Annotated in this window: 22 protein-coding genes; 7 read left to right on the plus strand and 15 right to left on the minus strand. The window is 68.4% G+C overall.

Features of this window, described 5'->3' with window-relative positions; genetic code table 11:
- Window positions 1–78: 78 nt before the first annotated feature.
- From tsaB to hslV, 7 genes are all read right to left on the minus strand, one after another.
- A complete protein-coding gene (tsaB, locus tag AB4Y99_RS02020; protein WP_038365095.1) occupies window positions 79–762 on the minus strand; it encodes a tRNA (adenosine(37)-N6)-threonylcarbamoyltransferase complex dimerization subunit type 1 TsaB in 684 nt (227 codons plus the stop codon).
- 81 nt (window positions 763–843) lie between these two features.
- Complete coding sequence (locus AB4Y99_RS02025) at window positions 844–1404, minus strand: NifU family protein (protein ID WP_038365097.1); 561 nt, start codon at window positions 1402–1404, stop codon at window positions 844–846.
- A gap of 101 nt (window positions 1405–1505) precedes the next feature.
- The gene (locus tag AB4Y99_RS02030; RefSeq protein ID WP_441522183.1) at window positions 1506–2000 is read right to left on the minus strand and encodes a universal stress protein; all 495 of its coding nucleotides are present in this window, start codon (window positions 1998–2000) and stop codon (window positions 1506–1508) included.
- A gap of 96 nt (window positions 2001–2096) precedes the next feature.
- A complete protein-coding gene (gene trpS, locus AB4Y99_RS02035) occupies window positions 2097–3143 on the minus strand; it encodes a tryptophan--tRNA ligase (RefSeq protein WP_441522184.1) in 1047 nt (348 codons plus the stop codon).
- Between the two features lie 46 nt (window positions 3144–3189).
- The gene (gene murJ, locus AB4Y99_RS02040) at window positions 3190–4749 is read right to left on the minus strand and encodes a murein biosynthesis integral membrane protein MurJ (RefSeq protein ID WP_441522185.1); all 1560 of its coding nucleotides are present in this window, start codon (window positions 4747–4749) and stop codon (window positions 3190–3192) included.
- Between the two features lie 14 nt (window positions 4750–4763).
- On the minus strand, window positions 4764–6074 hold the full coding sequence (gene hslU / locus AB4Y99_RS02045; protein WP_441522186.1) for an ATP-dependent protease ATPase subunit HslU: 1311 nt from the start codon (window positions 6072–6074) through the stop codon (window positions 4764–4766).
- Between the two features lie 52 nt (window positions 6075–6126).
- On the minus strand, window positions 6127–6696 hold the full coding sequence (gene hslV, locus AB4Y99_RS02050; protein WP_441522187.1) for an ATP-dependent protease subunit HslV: 570 nt from the start codon (window positions 6694–6696) through the stop codon (window positions 6127–6129).
- A 403-nt stretch (window positions 6697–7099) separates the two neighbouring features.
- Between hslV and AB4Y99_RS02055 the strand changes: the two genes are divergently transcribed.
- Complete coding sequence (locus tag AB4Y99_RS02055; RefSeq protein WP_441522188.1) at window positions 7100–9184, plus strand: methyl-accepting chemotaxis protein; 2085 nt, start codon at window positions 7100–7102, stop codon at window positions 9182–9184.
- 120 nt (window positions 9185–9304) lie between these two features.
- Here the strand turns inward: AB4Y99_RS02055 and AB4Y99_RS02060 are convergent, their stop codons facing one another.
- From AB4Y99_RS02060 to AB4Y99_RS02075, 4 genes are all read right to left on the minus strand, one after another.
- On the minus strand, window positions 9305–9820 hold the full coding sequence (locus AB4Y99_RS02060; protein ID WP_441522189.1) for an OsmC family protein: 516 nt from the start codon (window positions 9818–9820) through the stop codon (window positions 9305–9307).
- Between the two features lie 97 nt (window positions 9821–9917).
- Window positions 9918–10700: an ABC transporter ATP-binding protein gene (locus tag AB4Y99_RS02065; RefSeq protein ID WP_441522190.1), complete on the minus strand. Its 783-nt coding sequence runs from the start codon at window positions 10698–10700 to the stop codon at window positions 9918–9920.
- A gap of 12 nt (window positions 10701–10712) precedes the next feature.
- Window positions 10713–11546, minus strand: coding sequence for an ABC transporter permease (locus tag AB4Y99_RS02070; RefSeq protein ID WP_441522191.1), 834 nt, complete (start codon window positions 11544–11546; stop codon window positions 10713–10715).
- A gap of 16 nt (window positions 11547–11562) precedes the next feature.
- On the minus strand, window positions 11563–12522 hold the full coding sequence (locus AB4Y99_RS02075; RefSeq protein WP_441522192.1) for an aliphatic sulfonate ABC transporter substrate-binding protein: 960 nt from the start codon (window positions 12520–12522) through the stop codon (window positions 11563–11565).
- A gap of 309 nt (window positions 12523–12831) precedes the next feature.
- On the opposite strand from AB4Y99_RS02075, the gene AB4Y99_RS02080 reads away from it, so the two are divergent.
- From AB4Y99_RS02080 to AB4Y99_RS02090, 3 genes are all read left to right on the plus strand, one after another.
- The gene (locus AB4Y99_RS02080; protein WP_441522203.1) at window positions 12832–15597 is read left to right on the plus strand and encodes a [protein-PII] uridylyltransferase; all 2766 of its coding nucleotides are present in this window, start codon (window positions 12832–12834) and stop codon (window positions 15595–15597) included.
- Between the two features lie 120 nt (window positions 15598–15717).
- Window positions 15718–16317 (plus strand): nucleotide exchange factor GrpE, encoded by a 600-nt coding sequence (gene grpE, locus AB4Y99_RS02085; RefSeq protein WP_038357764.1) that lies wholly within the window; start codon window positions 15718–15720, stop codon window positions 16315–16317.
- Window positions 16318–16320: 3 nt separating this feature from the next.
- Complete coding sequence (locus AB4Y99_RS02090) at window positions 16321–16941, plus strand: trimeric intracellular cation channel family protein (RefSeq protein ID WP_441522193.1); 621 nt, start codon at window positions 16321–16323, stop codon at window positions 16939–16941.
- Between the two features lie 74 nt (window positions 16942–17015).
- Here AB4Y99_RS02090 and AB4Y99_RS02095 read toward each other — a convergent pair whose 3' ends face one another.
- From AB4Y99_RS02095 to AB4Y99_RS02105, 3 genes are all read right to left on the minus strand, one after another.
- Window positions 17016–17636, minus strand: coding sequence for an alpha-ketoglutarate-dependent dioxygenase AlkB family protein (locus AB4Y99_RS02095; RefSeq protein ID WP_441522194.1), 621 nt, complete (start codon window positions 17634–17636; stop codon window positions 17016–17018).
- Between the two features lie 20 nt (window positions 17637–17656).
- On the minus strand, window positions 17657–18463 hold the full coding sequence (gene dapB / locus AB4Y99_RS02100) for a 4-hydroxy-tetrahydrodipicolinate reductase (protein ID WP_038357759.1): 807 nt from the start codon (window positions 18461–18463) through the stop codon (window positions 17657–17659).
- Window positions 18464–18668: 205 nt separating this feature from the next.
- A complete protein-coding gene (locus tag AB4Y99_RS02105; protein ID WP_441522195.1) occupies window positions 18669–19658 on the minus strand; it encodes a Tim44 domain-containing protein in 990 nt (329 codons plus the stop codon).
- A gap of 230 nt (window positions 19659–19888) precedes the next feature.
- Here AB4Y99_RS02105 and AB4Y99_RS02110 point away from each other — a divergent pair, with 230 nt between their 5' ends.
- A complete protein-coding gene (locus AB4Y99_RS02110; RefSeq protein ID WP_038357755.1) occupies window positions 19889–20149 on the plus strand; it encodes a hypothetical protein in 261 nt (86 codons plus the stop codon).
- A 624-nt stretch (window positions 20150–20773) separates the two neighbouring features.
- The gene (locus AB4Y99_RS02115; protein WP_248312709.1) at window positions 20774–21922 is read left to right on the plus strand and encodes an extensin-like domain-containing protein; all 1149 of its coding nucleotides are present in this window, start codon (window positions 20774–20776) and stop codon (window positions 21920–21922) included.
- Between the two features lie 158 nt (window positions 21923–22080).
- Here AB4Y99_RS02115 and mepA read toward each other — a convergent pair whose 3' ends face one another.
- Window positions 22081–23022 (minus strand): penicillin-insensitive murein endopeptidase, encoded by a 942-nt coding sequence (mepA, locus tag AB4Y99_RS02120; RefSeq protein WP_038357753.1) that lies wholly within the window; start codon window positions 23020–23022, stop codon window positions 22081–22083.
- Window positions 23023–23142: 120 nt separating this feature from the next.
- Between mepA and AB4Y99_RS02125 the strand changes: the two genes are divergently transcribed.
- Window positions 23143–24123 (plus strand): Bug family tripartite tricarboxylate transporter substrate binding protein, encoded by a 981-nt coding sequence (locus tag AB4Y99_RS02125; protein WP_113252862.1) that lies wholly within the window; start codon window positions 23143–23145, stop codon window positions 24121–24123.
- The last annotated feature ends 45 nt before the right edge of the window (window positions 24124–24168 follow it).

A 24168-nucleotide genomic window follows, 5' to 3' on the forward strand; every position in this document is an offset into this window, starting at 1 on the left:
GAAGGAGCCTGCGCAACCAATCCATGCCGCTTGTTCGCACAGCCTGCCCCAAGGTCAACCCCGATCTGGCGAATGGCCTCACCGGCGCGGCAGCCGCGCCTTGTCCTGCGGGGTCGTTTCCGGCGCCTTGAGATAGAGCGGGCGCGGCGGAGCCGTCTCGGGATCGGCGATCAGGCCGAGCCGCGCCACCCAGGCGATATCGGGCGCCCTGGCGCTGTCGACCACGACGGCATCGAGGCCGATCGCCCAGGCTTCGTTCGCCACCGCCAGAGCCGAGGAACCGACCAGGCTGACCGGGCCGGCGCCGATGGCGCGCGCCGCATCGCGATAGCTGACCTGCCGCAGCGAGACCAGCGGCTTGCCTTCCGCGCTCAGCGCCTGAAACCAGACCTGCCCGTGCCTGGCATCGAGCGCGGCGGCGATGACGCGGCCAGGCTCGCGGCCGATCAACGGCGCGGCGCAGGCCGCGACGGTGGTGACGCCCACCGACGGGATGCCGGCTGCGAAGGCGATGGCGCGCGCGGCGCTGACGCCGACCCGCAGGCCGGTATAGCTGCCGGGGCCAACGGTGACGGCGACACGGTCGAGCGAAGAGAAGCCCCCTTCGACCGCGTTCATCACCCGCTCGACCAGCGGCATCAGCGCCTCGGCATGGCCACGATCCATGGCGAGCTGCTCGCTGGCCAGCGGCTGCGCCTCACCGGCGTCGAGCACGCAAGCCGAGCAGGCGCCGAGCGCCGTGTCGATCGCGAGGATGCGCATCAGGGCCTCGATCCGGGGAGGCGATCCCGCGCTTCTTCGTTCACGACCAGGCTTCGCACGACCACGCGTTGCGCTCCGATATCAAACCGCCTCGACCCCGCGCACTTCCGGCAGGAAGTGGTGCAGCAGGTTCTGGATGCCGTGCTTCAGCGTCGCGGTCGATGAGGGGCAGCCCGAGCAGGCGCCCTTCATGACGAGATAGACCGTGCCGTCGCGATAGCCGCGGAAGGTGATGTCGCCGCCATCGCCGGCCACCGCCGGGCGGATGCGCGTCTCAAGCAGGTCCTTGATCGTCTCGACCGTCTGCGCGTCTTCTTCGGCGAAAAACTCGCCCTCCTCGATCACATCGGCGGCCGAGCCCTCCGACAGCACCGGGGCGCCCGACATGAAATGCTCCATGATGGCGCCGAGAATCGCGGGCTTCAGATGCGGCCACTCGCCGTCCGACTTGGTGACGGTGATGAAATCGGAGCCGAGGAATACGCCCGACACGCCGGACACGCCGAACAGGCGCTGCGCCAGCGGCGAGCGCTCGGCCTCGGCCGGTTCGCGCATATCGAGCGTGCCGGCGCCCATGACGATGCGGCCGGGCAGGAATTTAAGGGTCGCCGGATTCGGCGTCGCTTCGGTCTGGATGAACATGGATACCTCCGGTACCGGCGATTCAAGGTCGCCGTTCCTGGCTCCGATATAGGCCGATGGATGGAATCATTCCAGCCGGGTCGGTCAATGCCGACGTCGGTTCACGCCAACGCGTCGATCTCCTCGTCCTCCAGATGGCCGGGGACGATGGCGACGGGGATCGGGAAGCTCGCGGAGGACTTGCCGGCGAGCGCGCTGACGAGCGGTCCGGGGCCCTCGCGGCCGGTGCCGGCAGCCAGCACGAGAAGGGAAATGTCCTCATCCTCCTCGATCAGCTTGACGAGCTCATCGGCCTTGTCGCCGGTGCGCACGACCTTCTCGGGCTCCAGGCCGGCGAGCGAGCGCACGGCGGCTGCAGCCGTATCGAGACGCTTCTCGGCCTCGGCCTCGGCCTCCGCCTGCATCGCCTCGCCGACACCGAGCCAGGTCTCATGCTCGGGCGGCGTGGCGACGCCGAGCAGGACGATGGACGCGCCGACGCGGGCGCAGCGGCGCGCAGCGAAACGCAGCGCCTTGGCGCATTCCTCGGTGTCGTCGACCACGGCGAGGAATTTCGGGCGATGGCCCGTCTCGTAGGACCGGCGTCTCTTGACCATGGATATCCCTGTCGCCGCCTCAGGAGGCGGCATGGTGGCCCGCGCCGGCAGCCCGGCGCAAGCCCCTCGCCCGGAACCGGGCTTTCCAGACGGCGCTCAGCTCCGGACGAAGCCGATGATGTCCTTGACCTCGCGCAGGATCGGCGCCGCGATGGCGTCGGCCCGCTTCGCGCCCTCGCCGAGGATGGCGTCGATATGCCTGGGATCCGCGAGCAGGCGGCGCATCTCGCCGGCGATCGGGCTGAGCTTCTCGACCGCGAGGTCGACCAGCGCCGCCTTGAAGCCGGAGAACTGGCTGCCGCCGAACTCTCTCAGCACCTCGCCCTTCGCCACGCCCGAGAGGCCGGCATAGATGCCGACGAGGTTCTCGGCTTCCGCGCGACCCTCCAGCCCCTTCTCCTCGGAGGGAAGCGGCTCGGGGTCAGTCTTGGCCTTGCGGATCTTCTGGGCGATGGCGTCGGCATCATCCGTCAGGTTGATGCGCGAATAGTCGGAAGCGTCCGATTTCGACATCTTCTTGGTGCCGTCGCGCAGGCTCATCACCCGCTGGGCGGGGCCCATGATCATTGGCTCGGGCAGCGGGAAGAAGCCGAGATCGCCGGTAGCGAGGCCGAGTTCCGCGATCTGCGGGGCGAAGTCGTTGTTGAACTTCTGGGCAATGTCGCGGGTGAGCTCCAGATGCTGCTTCTGGTCCTCGCCGACGGGCACATGCGTCGCCTTGTAGAGCAGGATGTCGGCCGCCATCAGGCTCGGATAAGCGTAGAGGCCCAGCGAGGCGTTCTCGCGGTCCTTGCCCGCCTTCTCCTTGAACTGGGTCATGCGGTTCATCCAGCCCAGCCGCGCGATGCAGTTGCAGATCCAGGCGAGCTCGGCATGGCCCGAGACCTGGCTCTGGTTGAAGATGACGCTCTTCTGCGGATCGACGCYGGCTGCGATATAGGCGGCCGTGACCTCGCGGATGGCGCGCTTCAGGTCGGCGGGGTCCTGCCACATCGTGATCGCGTGCATGTCGACGACGCAATAGATGCACTCATGCGTCTCCTGCATCGCCACCCAGTTGGTTAGCGCGCCGAGATAATTGCCGAGATGCAGCGTCGAGGTCGGCTGCATGCCTGAGAATACGCGCTGGTGAAAACCCGACATGGGGCACTCCGTCGTCACGATGGAGGGAGGAAGCGGCGCTTCTGGCTCAAGCCCGCCGCTTGCGCAAGGGGAGAGCGCCGAAGGCACCCAGCAGCCCGCCGACCGCGCCATAGACGACGACCCCGCCGAGGCAGAGCAGCACCAGCGCCCCGGCGCGGTACAGGACGGGCTGATCGAGGGCGAGCGGCGCCGCCAGGGCCTTCAGCAGCAACGGCAGGGCTCCCAGCATGATCGCGCTCGCGGCGAGGCTGGCGGCGATGGGCCGCAGATTGCTCGCGCTCGGCCGCCAGATGCCGTCCCGGATCAGCGTGGCGCCTAGYATCACGGCCTGCACGGCGAAGGCGAGCGTCGCGGCGAAAGCCGCCATCCGGGCCGCGTTGTCGCCATCGGCCAGCCCGAGGCCGACGAGCGCCGCCACCAGCACCGCAAGGCAGCCCGACAGCAGCGGCAGACGCGGCCGACGACGGGCGAAATAGACCTGGCCGAAGACCTTCGCCGCGATGGCGAAGGGCAGGCCGTAGCCGAAGGCAGCGAGCGCGCCGGCCGTCCGCGCGCGGTCAGCAGCCTCGAAGCGGCCATGCTCGAACAGCACCGAGACGATCGGATCGGCCAGCGCGACCAGCGCGGCACCGGCCGGCAGCGCCAGCGCCAGGCCCAGCGCCAGGGACTGTCCCAGCATCGCATCCGGCCCGTCCCGCCCGGCGGCATCGGCCATATCGGAGAGGACGACCGTCCCCATCGCCACGCCGACGAAGCCCAGCGGCAGCTGGAAGACGCGATCGGCATAGTAGAGCGCTGCGACGGCGCCGGGCGCGATCGAGGCGATCTGCGTCGCGACCAGCAATACGAGCTGCGCCGCCGAGGCCGCGAGCAGGGTCGCGCCGCCGGTGCGCAGGAGGCGCGTCATATCCGAGGACCAGCGCAGCGCCGGGCGCGGCAGGCCAAGCCCGCGCGACGCGAGCAGGATCATGGCCAGATGCGCCAGACCGGTGAGGCTGACGCCGATGGCGAGCCACTGCGCCGCGCGCTCCGGCGCCGTGCCGTAGACATGCAGCACCAGCAGCAACCCAAGCAGAATCGCGTTCATAAGCGCCGGCGCCAGTGCCGCGACGGTGAAACGCTTTTCGGCGTTGAGCAGCGCCGCCAGCAGCGCCGCCAACGTGGTCAGCAGCAGAAAGGGCAGCATCAGCCGGGTGTAATAGGCGGCAAAGGCCAGCGTCGCCGGCTCCTCGGCGAAGCCGCCGGCGAGACCGAGCACCAGCCAGGGCGCGAAGAGTTCTCCCACCGCGACCAGAACCAGGAGCAGAAAGGCGAGATTGCCGGTGGCCTCCGACGCGAAGCGGCGCGCCTCCTGCCGGCCGCGCTCGCGCGCGATGCCGAGATAAAGCGGCACGAAGGGCGCGTTGAGCCCGCCTTCGCCGAGCACGCGGCGGACCAGATTGGGCAGGCGCAGCGCCGCCAGATAGGCATCCGCCACCGGTCCGCCGCCGAGCAAGCGTGCGATCAATACGTCGCGGGCGAAGCCGAGCAGGCGTGAAGCGACGGTCGCCACGCCGACGACGGCGGAATCGCGGGCGAGGCGGGAGGGCGGTTTCGACGCCGGCACCCCCGGATCCGCCATCAGAGAATGAACCGGCTCAGATCGGCATTCTTCGCGAGATCCCCAATGCGCGCCTCGACATAGGCCGCGTCGATCGTCACCGCCTCGCCCGAGCGGTCCGGGGCGGTGAAGGAGATCTCGTCGAGGATGCGCTCGATCACGGTCTGGAGCCGGCGGGCGCCGATGTTCTCGACCGTGGAATTCACATCGACGGCGATGCGGGCGATGGCGTCGATCGCATCCGGCGTGAACTCGATCGCGACCTCCTCGGTCGCCATTAGCGCCACCGACTGCTTGATCAGGCTCGCCTCGGTCTCGGTCAGGATGCGCTTGAAATCCTCGACGTCGAGCGGGTTGAGCTCGACGCGGATCGGCAGGCGCCCCTGCAGCTCCGGCAGCAGATCGGAGGGGCGCGAGACATGGAAGGCGCCGGAGGCGATGAAGAGGATGTGGTCGCTCTTCACCGCGCCGTGCTTGGTCGCGACGGTCGTGCCCTCGATCAGCGGCAGCAGGTCRCGCTGCACGCCYTCGCGSGARACGTCGGCGCCACCCTTGCCCTCGCGGGCGCAGATCTTGTCGATCTCGTCGAGGAAGACGATGCCGTKGTTCTCGACTTCGCGGATCGCGGCCTGGACGATGGCCTCCTGGTCGATCAGCTTGTCGCTCTCCTCGGCCAGCAGCGGGCCATAGGCGTCCTTGACCAGCATGCGCCGGGGCTTGCCCTTCTGGCCGAAAGCCTTGCCGAACATGTCGGAGAGATTGATCGCGCCGATCGAGGCGCCGGGCATGCCCGGCAATTCGAACATCGGCGTGGCGGAACCGGCGCCCGCCGCGACCTCGACCTCGATCTCCTTGTCGTCGAGCTCGTTGTCGCGCAGCTTGCGGCGGAAGGAATCGCGCGTCGCCTGGCTGGAGGTCGCCCCGACGAGCGCGTCGAGCACGCGCTCCTCTGCCGCGACATGGGCCTTGGCCTGGACATCCTTGCGCCGGCTCTCGCGCACCAGCGCGATCGCGATCTCGAGCAGGTCGCGCACGATCGATTCGACATCGCGGCCGACATAGCCGACCTCGGTGAACTTGGTCGCCTCGACCTTGAGGAAGGGCGCGTTGGCGAGCTTGGCGAGGCGGCGGGCGATCTCGGTCTTGCCGCAGCCGGTCGGCCCGATCATCAGGATGTTCTTCGGCGAGACCTCCTCGCGCAGCGGCCCTTCGAGCTGCTGGCGGCGCCAGCGGTTGCGCAGCGCAATCGCGACGGCGCGCTTGGCATCCTTCTGGCCGACGATGAAGCGGTCGAGCTCCGAGACGATCTCACGGGGGGAAAAGCTGGTCATTGCGGTGTTGTATCCGGATGAATTGACCCGAGATGCGCGTTATCGGCGCATATCAGACGGCTTCGAGCGTCTCGATGACGAGGGAATGGTTGGTGTAGACGCAGATGTCGCCGGCGATCTTCATCGCCTTGCGCACGATCGTCTCGGCATCGGGCTCGATATCGATCAGGGCGCGCGCGGCCGAAAGCGCATAATTGCCGCCGGAGCCGATCGCCATCACCGCGCCGTGCTCGCTCGCCTCGGGCTCGAGCACGTCGCCCGTGCCGGAGATCAGCAGCGAGACCTCCTTGTCGGCGACGAGCAGCATCGCCTCGAGCCGGCGAAGATAGCGGTCGGTGCGCCAATCCTTGGCGAGCTCGACGCAGGCGCGCAGCAATTGCGTCGGATATTGCTCGAGCTTGCTCTCCAGCCGCTCGAACAGGGTGAAGGCGTCGGCGGTGGCGCCGGCGAAGCCGGCGATCACCTGGCCCTTGGCGAGGCGGCGAACTTTCTTCGCATTGCCCTTCATGATGGTCTGGCCGAGCGAGACCTGGCCATCGCCGCCGATGACGACGCGGCCGCCCTTGCGCACCATCAGGATGGTGGTGGCGTGCATGACGGGAGCATTGCTGGATTCGGACATGAGGAACTGTGACCGGACATGGGACTGCGGAAGACGCAACATGTTCAGGCAGAGCCACACTATCAAGAGGGGGCGCTTTTCGGCAGGGCGCAGAGCCCGTGCGCCAACGAGGTCAGGCGGCGAGCGTCGAGACTGAAGGGTCCGCGATTCCCCGAAGGTCGCGGCCTGTCGAATAGTTCAAGTGTAAACCTGCCGATCTCTGTACGAATTTCCTATTCCCAGCAGGATGACTCTTCGGCATTCAGGGATAATCGCGTCAGTATTCTAGGTCAGCAGTGCATCTATCTCTTAATCAGTTTTTTATCGTTGGCGACGGATGGTCGGCTTGTTGAAGCGGTTTCCTCGTTCGGGAAGCTGCCCCGGGGCCATCATCATGAAATCAATCCGCCTGAAAATTCTCGCCATGCTCGCTATCGTTGTGGGCGGGGCCATTATTTCCGCGATCATCAGTCTCTACGGTCTGCACAAGGCGGATGACCTCAATACGCGTGCCGAAATCCAGGGCAATGTCGCGCTGCTGACGCAGCGGATCAACGGCGTCGTCACCGCCGTGGTGATGGAGTCGCGCGGCATCTACATGTCGAAGACCCCGCAGGAGGCCGATACCTACGCCAAGGGGATCGACGACCGCATCCCGACGCTGCGCAAATTCGTCGCCGATCTGGAGAAGGTCGCGCCGGCCGAAGAGCGGGGCACGGTCGCGCAGATCGCCAAATCCGTCGAGGAGTTCATCGCCTTCCGCACCGAAACCGCCCGGCTCGGACGCCAGGTTTCGGCGGAGGCCGCCAATGCCCAGGGCAACAACGAAGCCAATCGCGCCAATCGCAAGGCCTTGAACGATCTGCTGATCAGCTTCAGCCAGCGCGTCGAACAGGCCGGCATCGTCGTCGGCGACGAGGCGACGGCCTTCACCCGCCAGATCCAATGGCTCTTGCCGCTGATGCTGCTGGCGACGCTAGTGGTCTCCATCGGCTTCGCGCTGGTCTTCGCCCAGCGCTCGATCACTCGCCCGATCCTCGACCTCAGCAAGGTCATGGAGACGCTCACCGCCGGCGATACCAGCGTCGACGTCCCTCACACGGGCCGTCCCGACGAGATCGGCGCCATGGCCCGCGCGGTGTCCGTGCTGCGCCAGAGCACCGAGCAGGTCGCGCTGCTGCAGGAGCAGGAGCGCGCCGCGGCGGCGGCGCGGCTGGCGCGGGCGCAGTCGATGGAGGCTGTGGTGTCGGATGTCGGCGAGGTGGTCGCGGCCGCCGCAGCCGGCGATTTCTCCGCCCGCCTCCAGATCGACGATGCCGACGAGCAGATGCAGCGGCTGGTCGCCGGCATCAACGAGATCAACAGCGTGGTCGACGGWGCGACGACGGAGTTCGCTGGGGTTCTGCAGGCGGTGGCCGGCGGCGACCTGACGCGGCAGGTCGAGGGCGGCTATCGCGGCCGCTTCGCCGATCTSMAGGGCGCGATCAACGAGACGGTCGAGCGCCTCTCGGCCACGGTCGCGACGATCCAGACGACCTCGGCCGATGTCGGGCTYGCCGCCCGCGAGATCAAYATGGGCGCCGACGATCTCTCSAAGCGCACCGAGGAGCAGGCCTCCTCGCTSGARGAGACCGCCGCSACSACCGAGGAGCTCGCCGCKTCCGTCAAGGCCTCGGCCCAGGCCTCGAARGATGCCGCCCGCATCGCCGACGAGGCCATGCAGGCSGCCCAGTCSGGCGGCGCCATCGCCGGCCAGGCGGTCGAGGCCATGGCCCGCATCGAGAGCGCCTCGCAGAAGATCTCCGACATCATCCGCGTCATCGACGACATCGCCTTCCAGACCAATCTGCTGGCGCTCAACGCCGCGGTCGAGGCGGCSCGTGCCGGCGAGGCCGGCAAGGGTTTTGCCGTCGTCGCCTCSGARGTGCGCACGCTCGCCCAGCGCTCGGGCGAGGCGGCCAAGGACATCTCCGGGCTGATCTCCTCCTCCAATGACGAGGTCGGCGCCGGGGTGAAGCTGGTGCGCCAGGCCGGCGACCAGCTGGCGCGCATCCTCGAAGCCTCGCGCAAGGTCGCCGCCACCATCGCCGACATCTCGGCSGCSTCSGGCGAGCAGGCCAACGGCATCGACGAGATGAGCCAGGCGGTGGCGCATCTCGACGAGATGACGCAGGCGAATGCGGCGCTGGCCGAGCAGAGCGCGGCCTCGGCCGGCTCGCTGTCGGGCCGSATCGGCCAGCTCAACGACCTCGTCGCGACCTTCCGCACCGGCCGCGAGGCGGCCGGGCARTCCGGCTATCCGCAAGCCCATGCGGCGGCGCCCGCCCGCCCGGCGAAGGCGGCCCCTGCCGTCCCGGCCAGGCCCACTCCGGCTGCCGCCRCCACCGCGCCCGAGCCGGCGCGGCTGCGCCAGCTCGCCGAGGCCGCCTTCGTCCAGTCCCGGACCGCYCCMGCCCCCCGCAAGGTCGCCAATGGACGCGCCATCGACACCGGATGGGAAGAGTTCTGAGGGAGCCCGGCCTTCGCCCCGTCACAAGCACGAACGGCGCCGAAAGGCGCCGTTTTCTTTAGGCGTCAATGGCCTGCCCGACCGAGACCTGGCGCGGACGAAAATGCTCCAGACGGTGGCTCAGGAGGCTTTTCGGTCCAGCACCGCCGACAATTCCGGCTTCACGTTGAGCGTCTGGAAGACGACGCAGTAGCGCTCGGTGAGCTTCAGCAGCGTGTCGAGCTTCTCCTGCGGCGCGTCGGTCTCGACGTCGAAGGAGAGGCGGATCGCCTTGAAACCGACGGGCGCATCCTTGACGACGCCGAGCGTGCCGCGGAAGTCGAGATCGCCCTCGGCCCGCACCACGCCCTTCTTCAACTCGATTTCGAGCGCCGTCGCGACGGCCTTCAACGTCACGCCGGCGCAGGCGACCAGCGCCTCGAGCAGCATGTCGCCGGAGCAGAGCTCGGCACCCGAGCCGCCGGTCGCGGGATGCAGGCCGGCCAGCGCGATGGCGCGGCCGGTCTCGACCTTGCAGGCGATGTGCTGGTCGTCGAGCTCGCCATGGGCCTTGAGCGTGACGATCGCCGCCTCGGGGTTGCTCCGGTATTCGTCCTTGAGGGGAGCCTGCAAGGCGCGCAGCGCGGTGACGTCCATGGAACCGACCCTCTCGTTCAGACTGTGAAATCGCGTCATGCGGCTGATAGGACGAAGCCGCGGCCAATGCCAGAGATGGCAGCGCGCCGCGGCCGAGCTACCACCACATGCCGGCCGTCTCGGCCGCCTTCTCCTGATGCGGCGCCTCGTGGCGCAGCGAGTGGTCGAGCGCGCGCAACGCCTCCCGCTTCGTCGCCTCGAAGGCCGGAGAAAGCCGATCACGCGGCCGGGCGAACAGGTTGTCGAGCTCGTCGAAGAGCCGTCCGGGATGCGGCTGCATCACCACGATGCGGTCGGCGAGCGTCACCGCCTCCTCGACATCATGCGTGACCATCAGGACGGTCGGCCGGCTCTCCTGCCAGAGTGCCAGCAGATGCCCGTGCAGGCTTGCCCGCGTCGTCGCGTCGAGGGCCGAGAAGGGCTCGTCCATCAGCAGCAGCTTCGGCCGGGTGACGAGGGCGCGGGCGATGGCGACGCGCTGCTGCTGGCCGCCGGAGAGCTCGCGCGGCCAACGCTTCTCATGGCCGGCGAGGCCGACGCGGACCAGCGCATTGGTCACCAGCCCTTCCCGCTCGAAGGCGGAGAGATGCGACAGCCCGAAGCCGACATTCTCCGCGACGCTGAGCCAGGGAAAGAGCCGCGGCTCCTGGAAGATGACGCCGACATCGGCGCGCGGCTCGGCGACGGTCTCGCCATTGAGCCGGATCGCTCCGGCGCTCGGCGTGTCGAGCCCTGCGACGAGCCTGAGCAAGGTCGTCTTGCCGCAGCCCGAGCCGCCGAGCAAAGCGACGATCTCGCCGCGCCCGACTTCGAGGTCGATCGCCGAGAGGGCATGGGTGCCGTCGGCATAGGTTTTGGACAGCCGGTCGAAACTCAGCACGGGGTTAAGCCTTCAGAGCTTGTCGCGCGCCGTATCCTGCCAGGCGAGGAAGGGCCGCGTGATGGCGACGAGGAGGCCGTCAGCCAGCTTGCCGAGCACGGCGAAGCTGATGATGGCCGCGATGATGGTGTCGGGGCGACCAAGCTGCYGGCCGTCCACGAGCAGATAGCCCAGCCCCTCGCTCGCCCCCATGATCTCGGCCGCGACCACGAACATGAAGCCGAGGCCGAGGCCGGAGCGCAGCGCAGTGATCCAGTCCGGCAGGATCRCCGGCAGCAGGACGCGCCTGACCATGGCGAGGCGCGAGAGCCGAAAGACCCGGCCGACCTCGACGATCTTGCGGTCGATGCCCTGGATCGCGGCGGCGACGCCGAGATAGACCGGGAAGAAGACGCCGACGGCGATGAGCGCGACCTTCGAGGCCTCGAAGATGCCGAGCCAGAGGATGAAGAGCGGCACCCAGGCGATGGAGGGGATGGCCCGCAGCGCCTGCAAGGTTGGATCGAGCAGGCCCCGCGCAACCGGCAGGGCGCCGGTCAGCGCGCCCAGGACCGTGCCCGCCAGCGCCCCGAGCCCGAAACCCGCCGCAACGCGCGAGAGTGTTGCCGTCGCATGGGTCAGGAGCTCGCCGGAGGCGGCCAGATCCCGGAGCGTGCGGCCGATGACGCTGGGTGGAGGCATCAGCCGCCCATTGGCGATGCCGGCCGCCACCAACCCTTCCCAGAGCAGGGCCAGCAGCACCGGCAGCACGAAGCCGAGAAGGGCGAGGCTGGAACGGCGCGGCTTCGGGCCGCCCTGCCGCTCCTGCCGGACCGTCCCAGCCGCTTCGGCCTCCGCCGCGCTCATCGGGCCGGGCCGCGCCTCAATTGGTCGCGAGGAAGCCGCGATCGATCAAGGAGTCGACCGCCGCCTTCACATCGGTCGCGGCCGGCAGGACGCCGGCGTCCTTCAATGCGATGCCGGCGGCGGTGATGCTGTCGATCTGCGCCTGCCCGATGGCGGAATGCGTCAGCTCGGTGCGGGTGAGCTGGCGCTCGATCACCGGCTCGGAGAGCTTGGTGTAATCGACCAGGATCTTCTTGAGCTCGGCGGGGTTGGCAAGCGCGTAGCGGCGCGCCTCCTCATAGGCGGCGATGACCTTGCGCACGAGCGCCGGGTTCTCCGCAGCGAAGGCCTCGCGGGTATTGAGGATGCCCCAGGTGTTGTCCTCGGGCTTGCGGTAGAACAGCTTGGCGCCGCTCTCCACCTCAGCTGCGGCCATCAGCGGGTCGAGCCCGGCCCAGGCATCGACATCGCCGCGCTCCAGCGCGAGGCGGCCATCGGCGTGCTGGAGCAGGACGAGCTTGACGTCCTTCTCGGTCAGCTTGGCATCGGCCAGCGCCCGGACAAGGAAGATGTGAGGATCGGTGCCACGCGTGACCGCGACGCGCTTGCCCTTGAGGTCGGCGACCTTGGTGATCTCGCTCTTGGCGCCGGTGACGAGCGCCGTCCATTCCGGCCGCGAATAGACATAGATCGACTTGATCGGGTTTCCGTTGATCTTGCCGATCAGCGCGGCGGCGCCGGCGGTCGAGCCGAAATCGATCGAGCCGGCATTGAGGAATTCGAGCGCCTTGTTGGAACCGGCCGAGAAGACCCAGCGGACCTTGATGCCCTCGGCCTCCAGCGCCTTTTCCAGCGTCCCGCGCTCCTTGAGCACGAGGCTCACGGGATTATAGGTCGCGTAATCCAGGCGGATCTCCTTGGGCTGGGCCAAGGCGGGAGTGGCGAGCGCGGCGACCGCCAGGGCGGCGAGCGCAAGACGGCGGGTGATGCTGGTCATCGGATGATCCCTCTTTTGTCGACGATGCGAGGGATCGGGCGCTCATCGCCCCTCCCAACGCTTTAGCTGCACTTGTTTCGCGCCCGCAAGCTGATGGCTCAAATCGGCGCGTATCCTTTTCTTAGGTCCAATCGTTCTGTATGTCAAACAACACAAACCTGTATGGTCTTCCACAAAATTCACGGAAATCCACGTATATTTTAAGCGTTCCTGCGCAGCGCGCCGTCATGATAGGAACAGGCTTCACAGCGAGACCCTGCTGCCGTGTCAGCCGCCCACGACAAGCCCGCCCTTCCGCTTCCCGAGATGCTGCAGGATCCCGAGGCCGGCGTCACCCGCCTGCTGGCTTCGGCACGTCGGCGCGACAAGGCCGAAAAGCGCCAGCTCCTCGTCGGCGCGCTGCGCCAGCTCCTCGACGACGGCCACGCCTCGGCCCGCGCCATTCTCGAAGGGCCGCGCAGCGGGCTCGCCTGCGCGCACCGGCTGTCCGCGGTGATGGATGCGGTCGTCATCGCGCTGCACAAGGCTGCGACAGGCTATTTCTACCCGGCCGACAACCCCTCGCAATCCGAGCGCATCGCGGTCGCCGCCGTCGGCGGCTATGGCCGCGGCACGCTGGCGCCGGGMTCGGATGTCGACCTGCTCTTCCTGTTCCCGCACAAGCAGACCGCCTGGGGCGAGAGCGTGGTCGAGTCCATGCTCTACCCGCTCTGGGACCTGAAGCTGAAGACCGGCCATTCGGTCCGCTCGGTCGACGACTGCATCCGCGAAGCGCGTGCCGACATGACCATCCGCACGGCGCTGCTGGAAGCGCGCTTCCTCAGCGGCGACAGGGCGCTGTTCGACGAGATGGTCCGGCGCTTCGACGCCGAGGTGGTCGAGGGCACGGCCGCGGCCTTCACCGAGGCGAAGCTCGCCGAGCGCGAGACGCGGGTGCAGCGCGCCGGCACCTCGCGCTATCTSGTCGAGCCCAACGTCAAGGAYGGCAAGGGCGGCYTGCGCGACCTCAACACRCTGTTCTGGATCGCSAAATACGCCTACCGCGTGAAGGATGTGCGCGAGCTCGTCGCGGCTGGCCTGTTCGACACGCAGGAAYTGCWGATGTTCSAGCGCTCGGAGGAGTTCCTCTGGCGSGTGCGCTGCTGGMTGCAYTTCATCACMGGMCGGGCRGAGGAGCGSCTYTCCTTCGACCTGCAGCGGCAGGTRGCGRCGGCSATCGGCTATGCCGGCCGCAGCGGCCAGGCACCGGTCGAGCGCTTCATGAAGGCCTATTTCCTCGTCGCCAAGGATGTCGGCGACCTCACCGCCATCGTCTGCGCGGCGCTGGAGGCGCGCCAGCAGAAGCCGCGCGCGACGCTCTCGCGCCTGCTCGGCTCCTTCACCAAGCGCAAGCGCGTGCGCGCCCTCGGCCACACCGATTTCACCCTGAAGGGCCAGCGCCTCGCCGTCATCGACGACAGCGCCTTCGAGCGCGACCCGGTCAATCTGCTCCGGCTCTACCAGATCGCCAGCCGCGAGGACCTCGCCATCCATCCCGATACGAGCCGGCTGGTGACACAGTCGCTCAGGCTGATCACCTCCGGGCTGCGCCACGACCCCGAGGCCAACCGCATCTTCCTGGAAATCCTCACCGCGCGGCGCTCGCCGGAGGTGGTGCTGCGGCGCATGAACGAGTCCGGGCTGCTCGGCCGCTTCGTCCCGGATTTCGGCCGGGTGGTGGCGATGATGCAGTTCAACATGTACCACCACTACACGGTGGACGAGCACCTGATCCGCGCCATCGGCGTGCTGGCCGAGATCGATTCCGGCACGCTCGAGGCCGAGCACCCGCTCGCGAACGAGATCATGCCGACGGTCGCCAACCGGCGAGCGCTCTATGTCGCCCTGTTCCTGCACGACATCGCCAAGGGCCGACCGGRGGACCATTCGCTCGCCGGCGCGCGCATCGCCCGCAAGCTCGGCCCGCGCCTCGGGCTGACGCCGGGCCAGACCGAGACCGTCGCCTGGCTGGTCGAGCACCATCTCGACATGTCGACGGTGGCGCAGAGCCGCGACCTCGGCGATCCGAAGACGATCGAGAGCTTCGCGGCCACGGTGCAGACGCTGGAACGGCTGAAGCTCCTGCTCATCCTCACCGTCGCCGACATCAAGGCGGTCGGTCCCGGCGTCTGGAACGGCTGGAAGGGCCAGCTCCTGCGCACGCTTTATTACGAGACCGAGCTCGTCCTGACCGGCGGCCATTCGGCGGTCGAGCGCAAGGCCCGCGTCGGCCGCAAGCAGGACGAGTTGCGCCAGCGGCTCTCCGACTGGAGCGAGGAGGAGCGCGAGGCCTATATCGCGCGCCACTACCCGCCCTACTGGATCAAGGTCGATCTCGCCGATCAGGAGAAGCACGCACGCTTCCTGAGCGAGGCGGAGAAGGCCGGCCGCACCACCGCGACCGTGGTCGAGACCGACCAGTTCCGCGGCGTGACCGAGCTCACCGTGCTCGCGCCCGACCATCCGCGCCTGCTGGCCATCGTCACCGGCGCCTGCGCTGCGGCCGGCGGCAACATCGTCGACGCGCAGATCTTCACCACCACGGACGGGCTCGCGCTCGACACCATCTCCGTCTCGCGCGCTTTCGACCGCGACGACGACGAGTTGCGCCGGGCCGGGCGGATCGCGGCGGCGATCGAACGAGCCTTGAAGGGCGAGATCAAGATCGCCGATCTCGTCGCGCAGCGCCGCGCGCCGCCGCCGCGGGGCCAGACCTTCCAGCTCGCGCCGGAGATCGTCATCGACAACGTGCTATCCAGCCGCCACACGGTGCTGGAGGTCTCCGGGCTCGACCGGCCGGGCCTGCTCTACGACCTCACCACCGCGATCGGGAAACTCAACCTCAACATCGCCTCCGCCCATATCGCGACCTTCGGCGAGAAGGCGGTCGACGTTTTCTACGTCACCGACCTGACCAATGCGAAGATCGTCTCGACCGCGCGCCAGCTCGCGATCCGCAAGAGCTTGCTGGAGGTGTTCGAGTTCGAGGGGGGCAAGGCGGCGTCAGCCAGGACGAAAGTCCCGGCGCGCGCTTGATTTGGGCCGCCATAAGCCCGATATCGGCCTCGAACGCGGCCGCGTTTCCGGGGAAACCCGCCAGGCCCGGCGACGGGCGGCACGGCCAGCCAGATTGATGGATGGGAATTGGAACAGGCAATGACGCGCAACCCTGCGACGGAAGACCCGAACCTCGAAGCCGCGACCGACGCTCCCGAGCAGGCTCAGGCCACCGAAGGGGGCAACGAGGCCCAGATCGCGGCGCTCCAGAACGAGCGCGACGACCTCAAGGACAAGCTGCTGCGCACGCTCGCCGAGATGGAGAACCTGCGCCGTCGCACCGAGCGCGAGATCGCCGATGCGAAGGCCTATGCGGCGACGAGCTTCGCCCGCGACATGCTCGGCTCCTCGGACAATCTGCGCCGGGCGCTCGAGAGCGTGCCGGACACTGCGCGCGACGCCGCCGACGCCACGCTCAAGGCACTCTATGACGGCGTCGAGCTGACCGAGCGCGAGCTGCTGAAGACGCTGGAGCGTCACGGCGTGCGCAAGATCGACCCGCTGGGCGAGAAGTTCGACCCGCACCTGCATCAGGCGATGTTCGAGGCGCCCGATCCGGCCACGCCCAAGGGCATGGTCTCCAAGGTGGTCCAGGTCGGCTACAAGATCGGCGAGCGCGTGCTGCGCCCTGCCCTCGTCGGCATCTCGGCCGGCGGCCCCAAGGCCGAGCAGGGCGGCGACAAGCCCACGAGTCACTGATCGATGTTCGAGGGCGCCGGCGTCGCCATCTTCGCGCTGACCGGAGCCCTCGTCGCCGCCCGCAAGGGCATGGACCCCTTAGGCTTCATCCTGCTCGCGACCGTCACCGGCGTCGGCGGCGGCACGCTGCGGGAGCTGCTGCTCGGCCATAGCGCGCGCTGGGTGCACGATCCGACCAGCGTGATCATCTGCACCGTGGTGGCGATCGGCGCCTGGGCGCTGGCCTATCTGCGCCCCGGCATTCTCGAGGGCTGGAGCGGGCGCAAGCTGCTGCTCTGGAGCGACGCCGCCGGCCTCTCGATGTTCGCCGTCAGCGGGACCCTGATCGGGCTCGAAGCCGGCGCGCCGGTCCTGTCCGCCATCGCGCTCGGTGCCATGACCGCCACCTTCGGCGGCATCCTGCGCGACATCCTCGCCGGCGATAGGCCGATGGTGCTGTGGAGCCGGGAATTCTACGTCACCGCCGCAACGGCCGGCGCGGCGGTGACCGCCTTGCTCCATGGCCTTGGCCTGCCCGTCTATGCCGTGGCTCTCGGCGGGCTGGCGATGGGCTTCGGGCTCAGGGCCGGCTCGCTGCTGCTCGGCTGGTCCTTCCCGAAGCTGCCGGGCGGCACGGGCGAATAAATCCCGTTTGCGATGGGCAGTCCTCCCCCCGAGAAGCCGCGAAGCGGCGTCTCGAAGGACGGGGTCCATCATCTTCAATCCGGCTTCATCACGCGCCGCAGCGTCAGGTTGAGGCGCCCTCCCTCGGCCAGCAAGGTCGAGGAGCCCGACAGGACGCGGTCGATGCCGTGATAGGCGAGCCGCGCCGCGCCGCCGAAAACCAGCACATCGCCGGAAGCGAGCTTGAGGGAAGCCGTCTTGCCGCCACGCGTCGTCCCGCCGATGCGGAAGAGCGCGGCATCGCCGAGCGAGATCGAGAGCACCGGCGCGTCGAAATCCTGCTCGTCGCGATCCTGATGCAGCCCCATCTTCGCGCCGGCCGCATAATAGTTGACGAGGCAGGCCTCGGGCGGATGGGGATAGCCGGAAAGCTCCTCCCACAGCGCCAGCAGCGGTGCCGGCAGCAGCGGCCAAGGCTCCTTCGTCTCGGGATGGAGCGGCTGGTAGCGATAGCCGCTCTCGTCGGAAACCCAGCCGAGCGGGCCGCAATTCGTCATCCTGACCGAAAACGGCTTGCCGGTCTTCGGCATGCGCGGCTGGAAGAGGGGCGCCTGCCTGACCACCGCACGCAATTCGGCCAGCAGAGCGCCCTGCTCCGCGGCCGAGAGCCGGCCCGGCCAGTGGACGACGCCCGGGGCGACGGCGATCCGCGTCATGGCCAGCTCCGGGTCATGAGCTACAGCGTGTCGAGGCCGAGGACATCGGCCATGGAATAGAGGCCGGGCGCCCTGCCCCGGCCCCAGAGCGCCGCCCTGATCGCCCCCTGGGCGAAGAGGCTGCGATCCTCCGCGACATGGGCGAGTTCCAGCCGCTCGCCCGCTCCGGCGAAGATGACCTTGTGATCGCCGACAACGGTGCCGCCGCGCAGCGCGGCAAAGCCGATCGTGCCCGGATCACGGGCACCGGTGATGCCATCGCGGGCTGCGACACGCTGCTCGGCGAGGTCGACGGCGCGGCCGGCAGCGGCCGCCTCGCCCAGCAGCACGGCCGTGCCGGAGGGCGCATCGACCTTCATGCGATGGTGCATCTCGACGATCTCGATGTCCCAATCGGTGCCAAGCGTCGCCGCGACCTTCCGGACCAGCGCCGCCAGCAGATTGACGCCGAGACTCATATTGCCGGACCGGATAATCGGGATGCGCCGCGCCGTCTCCGCCAACGCCGCGAGATGCGCAGGTTCCAGCCCGGTCGTACCAACGACATGCAGGATGCCGGCATCGGCCGCGAGGCGCGCGAAGGCGACGGTCGCCTCCGGCGAGGTGAAATCGAACACGGCATCGCCCTGCGCGAAAGCGGCAGCGGGATCGCCCGTCACGGTCACGCCCAGCGGCGGCAATCCGGCGAGCGGACCGGCATCGGCGCCCAGGGCCGGCGAGCCCGGACGTTCGACGGCAGCGACCAGGCGGCATCCCTCAGCCTGATCGATGGCCTTGATCAGCATGCGCCCCATGCGCCCGGCGGCGCCGACGACGACGAGACGCATGTCACTCATGGGGCAGGCTCCGAAAGGGCTTCCGGACGGAAGCGGCAAGGCAGGACGACTAACGCAAGACGACCAAGGCGGGACGATTATCGCTATAAGCCGGTTCGTCGCGGCGCGACACCCGAAACCGCGCATGGCCGGGCGCATGCGAAAACGGCCGGGTTGCCCCGGCCGTGATGCGATTTTGTTGCAGGATCGCGGAGGTTCAGGCCGCCTGCTGGATCGCGGAGAGCTTCCACTCACCGCCACGCTCGCGCAGGAAGGTCCAGAACTCCTTGACCTCCTGCGGCGCGGTCGCGTTGCCGTCGACGACGCGGCCGCTCTTGCGGTCATAGAGAGCGTTGACCAGGCTGAAGCGCATCGAGACGGTGGCGTAGTCGGTGCTGCCCTCGCGCCAGGCCTCGGACAGGTCACCCTGCAGCAGCTTGACGTCGGAGACCCGGTCGACCACGCCGCGGCGGACGTTCTCGGTCAGATCCTCGTCGAAATAGCCGAACATCTCCGGGGTGACGCGCTGGCGCAGGCCGGCCTCGTCCTCGTTCGAATAGGCGGCGTTGACCTCGCCGAGCAGGCGCTCGAAGGCGCTGAAATCGGCGCCCTCAAGCTGGATCGGCGTGGTGGCCGGCTGGGCCGCGCCACCGCCGAAGCCGCCCATGCGGGCGGCAGCAGTCTGGGCCGCGTCAGGCTGCGCGCCATAGGCCTCGCGGCCATAGGGCGCGCCAGCGCCGGCGAGCTGCGGCTCGGACCGGCGGCGGAAGAAGCGGATGGCCAGCATGATGATGCCGGCGATCAGGCCGATCTGCAGCAAGAAACCGAGGATGCCCGCAAGCGAGGCCAGACCGCCGAAGAAGCCCGAGCCGCTGAGCATTCCGAACAGGCCGGCGCCGAGCAGGCCGGCGCCGATGCCCATCATCATGTTGCGGGCGAAGGACGGACGGGCCGCCTGCGCGGCAGCAGCGCCGGCGCCCATGCCGGGGTTGGCGACGGACGGCGAAGGGGCCGCGCTGCGCTGGAAGGACTGCGCGCCGCCGGGAATCGTATTGGTCGGGGCCGGGGCGCTGTTCGAGAACATCCCGCGGCTGCCCGAGCTGCGACCGCCACCGGGGCGCGCCTCGGCAACCAGCGGCACCAACATCAGGGCTCCAACAACCAGGGCGACGGCACGTCCGCGACGGGCGAGCGAGATCAAAGACATTGTTCCTCCCGGAGCCTCCATGGGCTCGACGGCGCTCAATATGGGAGAGGAACGCGCGCACCGCAAGATGGATGCTTGTTAACCGGCTGAAAGATCTCACTATTTCAAATCGGTGCATAATCATTCGTCGTGATCACTGACCTGTGGTAAGGTGTCGCATCGTCCTCTCCGCGGACGAAAGAAAGAGCGCCATGTTCGGACATGAACCGAGGCCTCACCGACATCGCCTGTTGAGCTGGCTCCTGGCGCTGGCCGTCCTGCTGCTGATCACCGAAGCCGCCGCCGCGGGAGAACCGGCCATTCCACTCGACGGCCCGCGCCTCGCCCAGGCACCCGAGCCGCTCTGCTTCTGCTGGAACAACGGCCGCAAGATCGCGGAGGGTTCGTCCTCCTGCATCCGCACCTCGCAGGGCCCGCGCATCGCGGCCTGCAGCCGCGTGACCAACCTGATGTCCTGGCAAGTGACGGAAACGCCCTGCCCCGAAAGCTGAGCCTTTCGTGCCAGCGATCCTGCGCAGGAGCGATCTTTCAAGCGAGCGATCTCGCGAAACAGAAACGCCGCCGGGACATCTCCCGGCGGCGTCATCATTTATGGCTCTTGTGGTCCTAGCGACTTCGAGACTGACCCTTGTGTCAGAACGCTCCCAGAACGATTGCCATCATGAAAACGAAGGCCGCACCCATGATCAACCGGTCGAGACGCAGCGTGACAGTCATCACACCCTCCTGTGTCATTGACCTGTCGCAGAAGCTACCAGAACTGGCAGCGGCCGCAAGGGGGCGGCACCGTGGCGGCATGGTGGCGAAGGCTAGATCATGCTTAAACTTGCGTTAAATCCTTGAATAGATTTGGGGATATTTCTGATGCCGGCAGTCGCGCAACCGGCGCCCGGAGAGGCTTCCCAAGTCGTTGCAGCACTCTTCTCCGGACTCTTCCGCATTGACCTCGGACTGAACGGCGCACCGGGCCGGCGGCAGCGCAATCGGCATCCGTTAACGCGGGAAACGCCGGATTAAGTCGGCATTCACCACTCCGCCAAAGTTAATCCGGCTGTGGCGGCCGGGGCGCAGTCGGTTGAGAAACCATTCACCAAACGCTTCGCATTTGAATGGTCATGCGACGCGTAAAACTCGCCCTCATCGCAGTTGGTCTGGCCGGCGCCGCCGGGCTGGCCGGCTGCGGCAAGTTCCAGAAACCGCAGCGCGCTCCCTGGCGCGATCAGGCGGAAGCCACCTGCATGAGCTCCGGCCAGGTGCAGCTCTCGAGCTATGTCAGCCTGCGCGGCAAGGCGATCGACGGGCCGGGCGTCTGCGGCATGCAGCAGCCGCTCAAGGTCACCGCCCTGCAGAATGGCAGCGTCGCCCTGAAGAGCCCGGCCCTGCTCGCCTGCCCGGTCGTGGCAACGACCGACCAGTGGTTCGCCGAGGTCGTGCAGCCAGCCGCGATGAACATCTTCGGCGCGCAGGTGATCGAGATCCGCGCCGGTTCCTATTCCTGCCGCTCCATGAACAACGGCACCTATACGACGGCCACTTCGGAGCATGCCTATGGCAACGCCGTCGACGTGTTCTCCTTCCGGCTGAACGACAACCGCGTCGTCACGGTCAAGGAAGGCTGGCGCGGCTCGCCGGAGGAACAGAACTTCCTGCGCGAGGTCTTCGTCGGCGCCTGCACCTATTTCGGCACGGTCCTCGGGCCGGGCGCCGATCCGATGCATTACGACCACATCCATATCGACCTCGCCCGCCATTCCAAGGGCCGGCACATCTGCAAGCCGATCATCAAATACACGCCGAACTACAACCTGCCGCCGCCGGATCCGGCCCGGACCTATTCCTCGGCGCAAAGCGCACCGGCGACCCAGCGGGACGGCGCTCCCGCCGCCACCGCCTATGCCGGCGGGCCGGCGCTGCGCCGCCCGAACGATGGCCCGCGCCCGCCCGGCGCCGTGCAGGGCGGCTATCCGGTCGCCAATAACGGCCAGGGCCAGGACCACAGCCTCGACGCCCAGATGCGGTTCCTCCAGGACTACGACGCACGCCGGCAGCAGGGCGGCCGTGCGCCGTACCGGCCGCAGCCTTTGCCCAGCGAGGCGCGCGGGCCGCTCACCCTGCCCGGCGCGGTCGAGCCGTCGGAGGAGGTCGTGCTCGGCGATGGCGGAGGTTCCGGCGTCGTCGACCAGCAGGGTTCGGAGGAGGCGCAGCCGATCACGCCGGAGCACGACCCCTTCGCCTACAGCTCAGGGCGCACGACGCGGCGCTGACCTAGGAAAGAATGTCGAGTTTCCGCGGAAATGCGCGGTCATCCCGGGCTTGACCCGGGATCTATGCAGGAGCGCCTACCGGAAAAGTTCTGGCATGGCTCCCGGATCTTCGCTTCGCTGCGTCCGGGATGACCCGTCGTTCCTCGGGGAACGCGAATTCAGGGCGCCGCCAGAACCTGGCGGCATTCCGGCGGCAGGGCATCGAGCGACATCGGCGGCTTGGGTTTCGGCTTCGGGCCAGGCTTTGGCTTCGGCGGATTGAAGATCGCCTCGCGCTGGCGTTCGACCCAGCCGGTGAGCTCGGCGCCACAGCCATCGCCGAAATTCGGCGGCTCCTGCGGCACACAGCTCGCCATGCCGGCCGGACAGGCCAGCCGGATATGGAAATGGTAGTTGTGGCCCCAGATCGGCCGGACCTTGTCGAGCCAGCTTTTGTCGGCGCCCGCCTCGCGGCAAAGAGCCACCTTCAGGGCCGGATTGACGAAGACGCGCTCCACCCTCGGCTCCGAGGCCACCGCCTTGATCAGGCGCGTATGGGCCGGCGTCCAGGCACGCGGGTCGACATCGCGCCAATCGGCCCGGGCCATGTTGACCGCCGGCATGTTCTCGCGCTGCTCCCCGTCGAGCCTGCTCTTCGGCATCGGCGTCAGCCAGATATCGGCATCGAGGCCGATCTGGTGCGAGGCATGGCCGGTCAGCATCGGCCCGCCGCGCGGCTGCGACATGTCGCCGACCAGAAGCCCGGACCAGCCGGTGATGCGCGGCACGTCGCGGGCGAGCTTCTCGAGATAGTCGATCAGGGCGGGATGCCCCCAGTTGCGGTTGCGGTTGAGCCGCATCACCTGCCAGCTCGGCCCGTCGAGAGGCAGCGCGGCGCCACCGGCAAGGCAGCCACGGGCATAGGAGCCGATGGCGCGCGGCGGCAGATGCGCCGGGGTCGCCTTCTGGCCGAAGAGCGAACGGGCGGCATCCGGCCAGGCGGCGATGTTGGCCGCGCGCGTCTTCGCCTCCTGATCGGCGGTGGACTGGGCCCTGGCCGCGAAGGGCACGAGGCCCGCCATGACGGTGAGGAGGGCAGCGATTCGTTTGGCGTGACGCATCGGCACAGAATCAGCGGCACTGCCCCTGGCGGTCAAGCCGCCGGATGGACAAGAGCGGATGCGGCAGGCAGCCTAGTGGCAAAAGGCGGGGCAACCGCCAGCCGCAACCGGAGGACCCCCATGCCAGAGCTCATAGACCGCCGCGCCCTGCTGGCCGGCACCGGCGCCGCACTGCTTGCATCCGGCGCCGGGCTTGCCCAGCAACCCTGGCCGCAAGGGCGGCAGGTCAAACTTGTCGTGCCCTTCACGCCCGGCGGGGCGACCGACGTGCTCGGGCGGCTCGCGGCCGACAAGCTCAGCCAGAGCTGGGGCAATGTGGTCGTCGTCGAGAACCGTCCCGGCGCCGGCAGCAATATCGGGATCGAGGCCGTCGCCAAGGCCGAGCCGAACGGCGACACGCTGCTGATCGCCTCGGTCGGGCTCGCCACGAACCGCTACCTCTATGCCAAGGTCAACTACGACCCGGTCAGGGATCTCGCGCCGATCACCATGGTGGCGCTGGTGCCGAACCTGCTCGTGGTGCGCAACGACCTGCCGGTCCAGAACGTCGCCGAGCTCGTCGCCTATGCCAAGGCCAATCCCGGCAAGCTGACCTATGCCTCCTCCGGCGTCGGCACCTCGCTGCACCTCTCGGGCGAGCTGTTCCAGAAGCTCACCGGCACGAAGATGGTGCATGTGCCCTATCGCGGCTCCTCCCAGGCGATCCAGGACCTGATGGGCGGTCGCGTCGACCTGATCTTCGACAACATCACCTCGGCCCTGCCGCAGGCCAAGGGCGGCGCCATTCGCGGGCTCGGCGTCACCACCGCCAAGCGCGCCCCGACGGCGCCGGAATATCCGCCGATCGGCGAGACGGTGCCGGGCTTCGACGTCTCGTCCTGGTTCGCGCTGTTCGCGCCRGCGAAGACGCCCCAGGCGATCATCGACAAGATCCAGGCCGATACCAAGGCCGGCCTCGCCGACCCCGCGCTGCGCGCCAAGATGGACGCGCTCGCCGCCGAGCCGGGCGGCTGGACGCCGGCCGAGCTCGCCGCCTTCCTGCAAGCCGAGCTCAAGAAATGGGGCGACCTGATCCAGGAGGCCGGGATCAAGGCCGAATAGAACGGAACAGTTGCGTCATGACCCGGGTTTTCCCGTCGAACGCGC

Source organism: Allobosea sp. TAB14, from assembly GCF_052113865.1.
Lineage (GTDB): Bacteria > Pseudomonadota > Alphaproteobacteria > Rhizobiales > Beijerinckiaceae > Allobosea > Allobosea spartocytisi.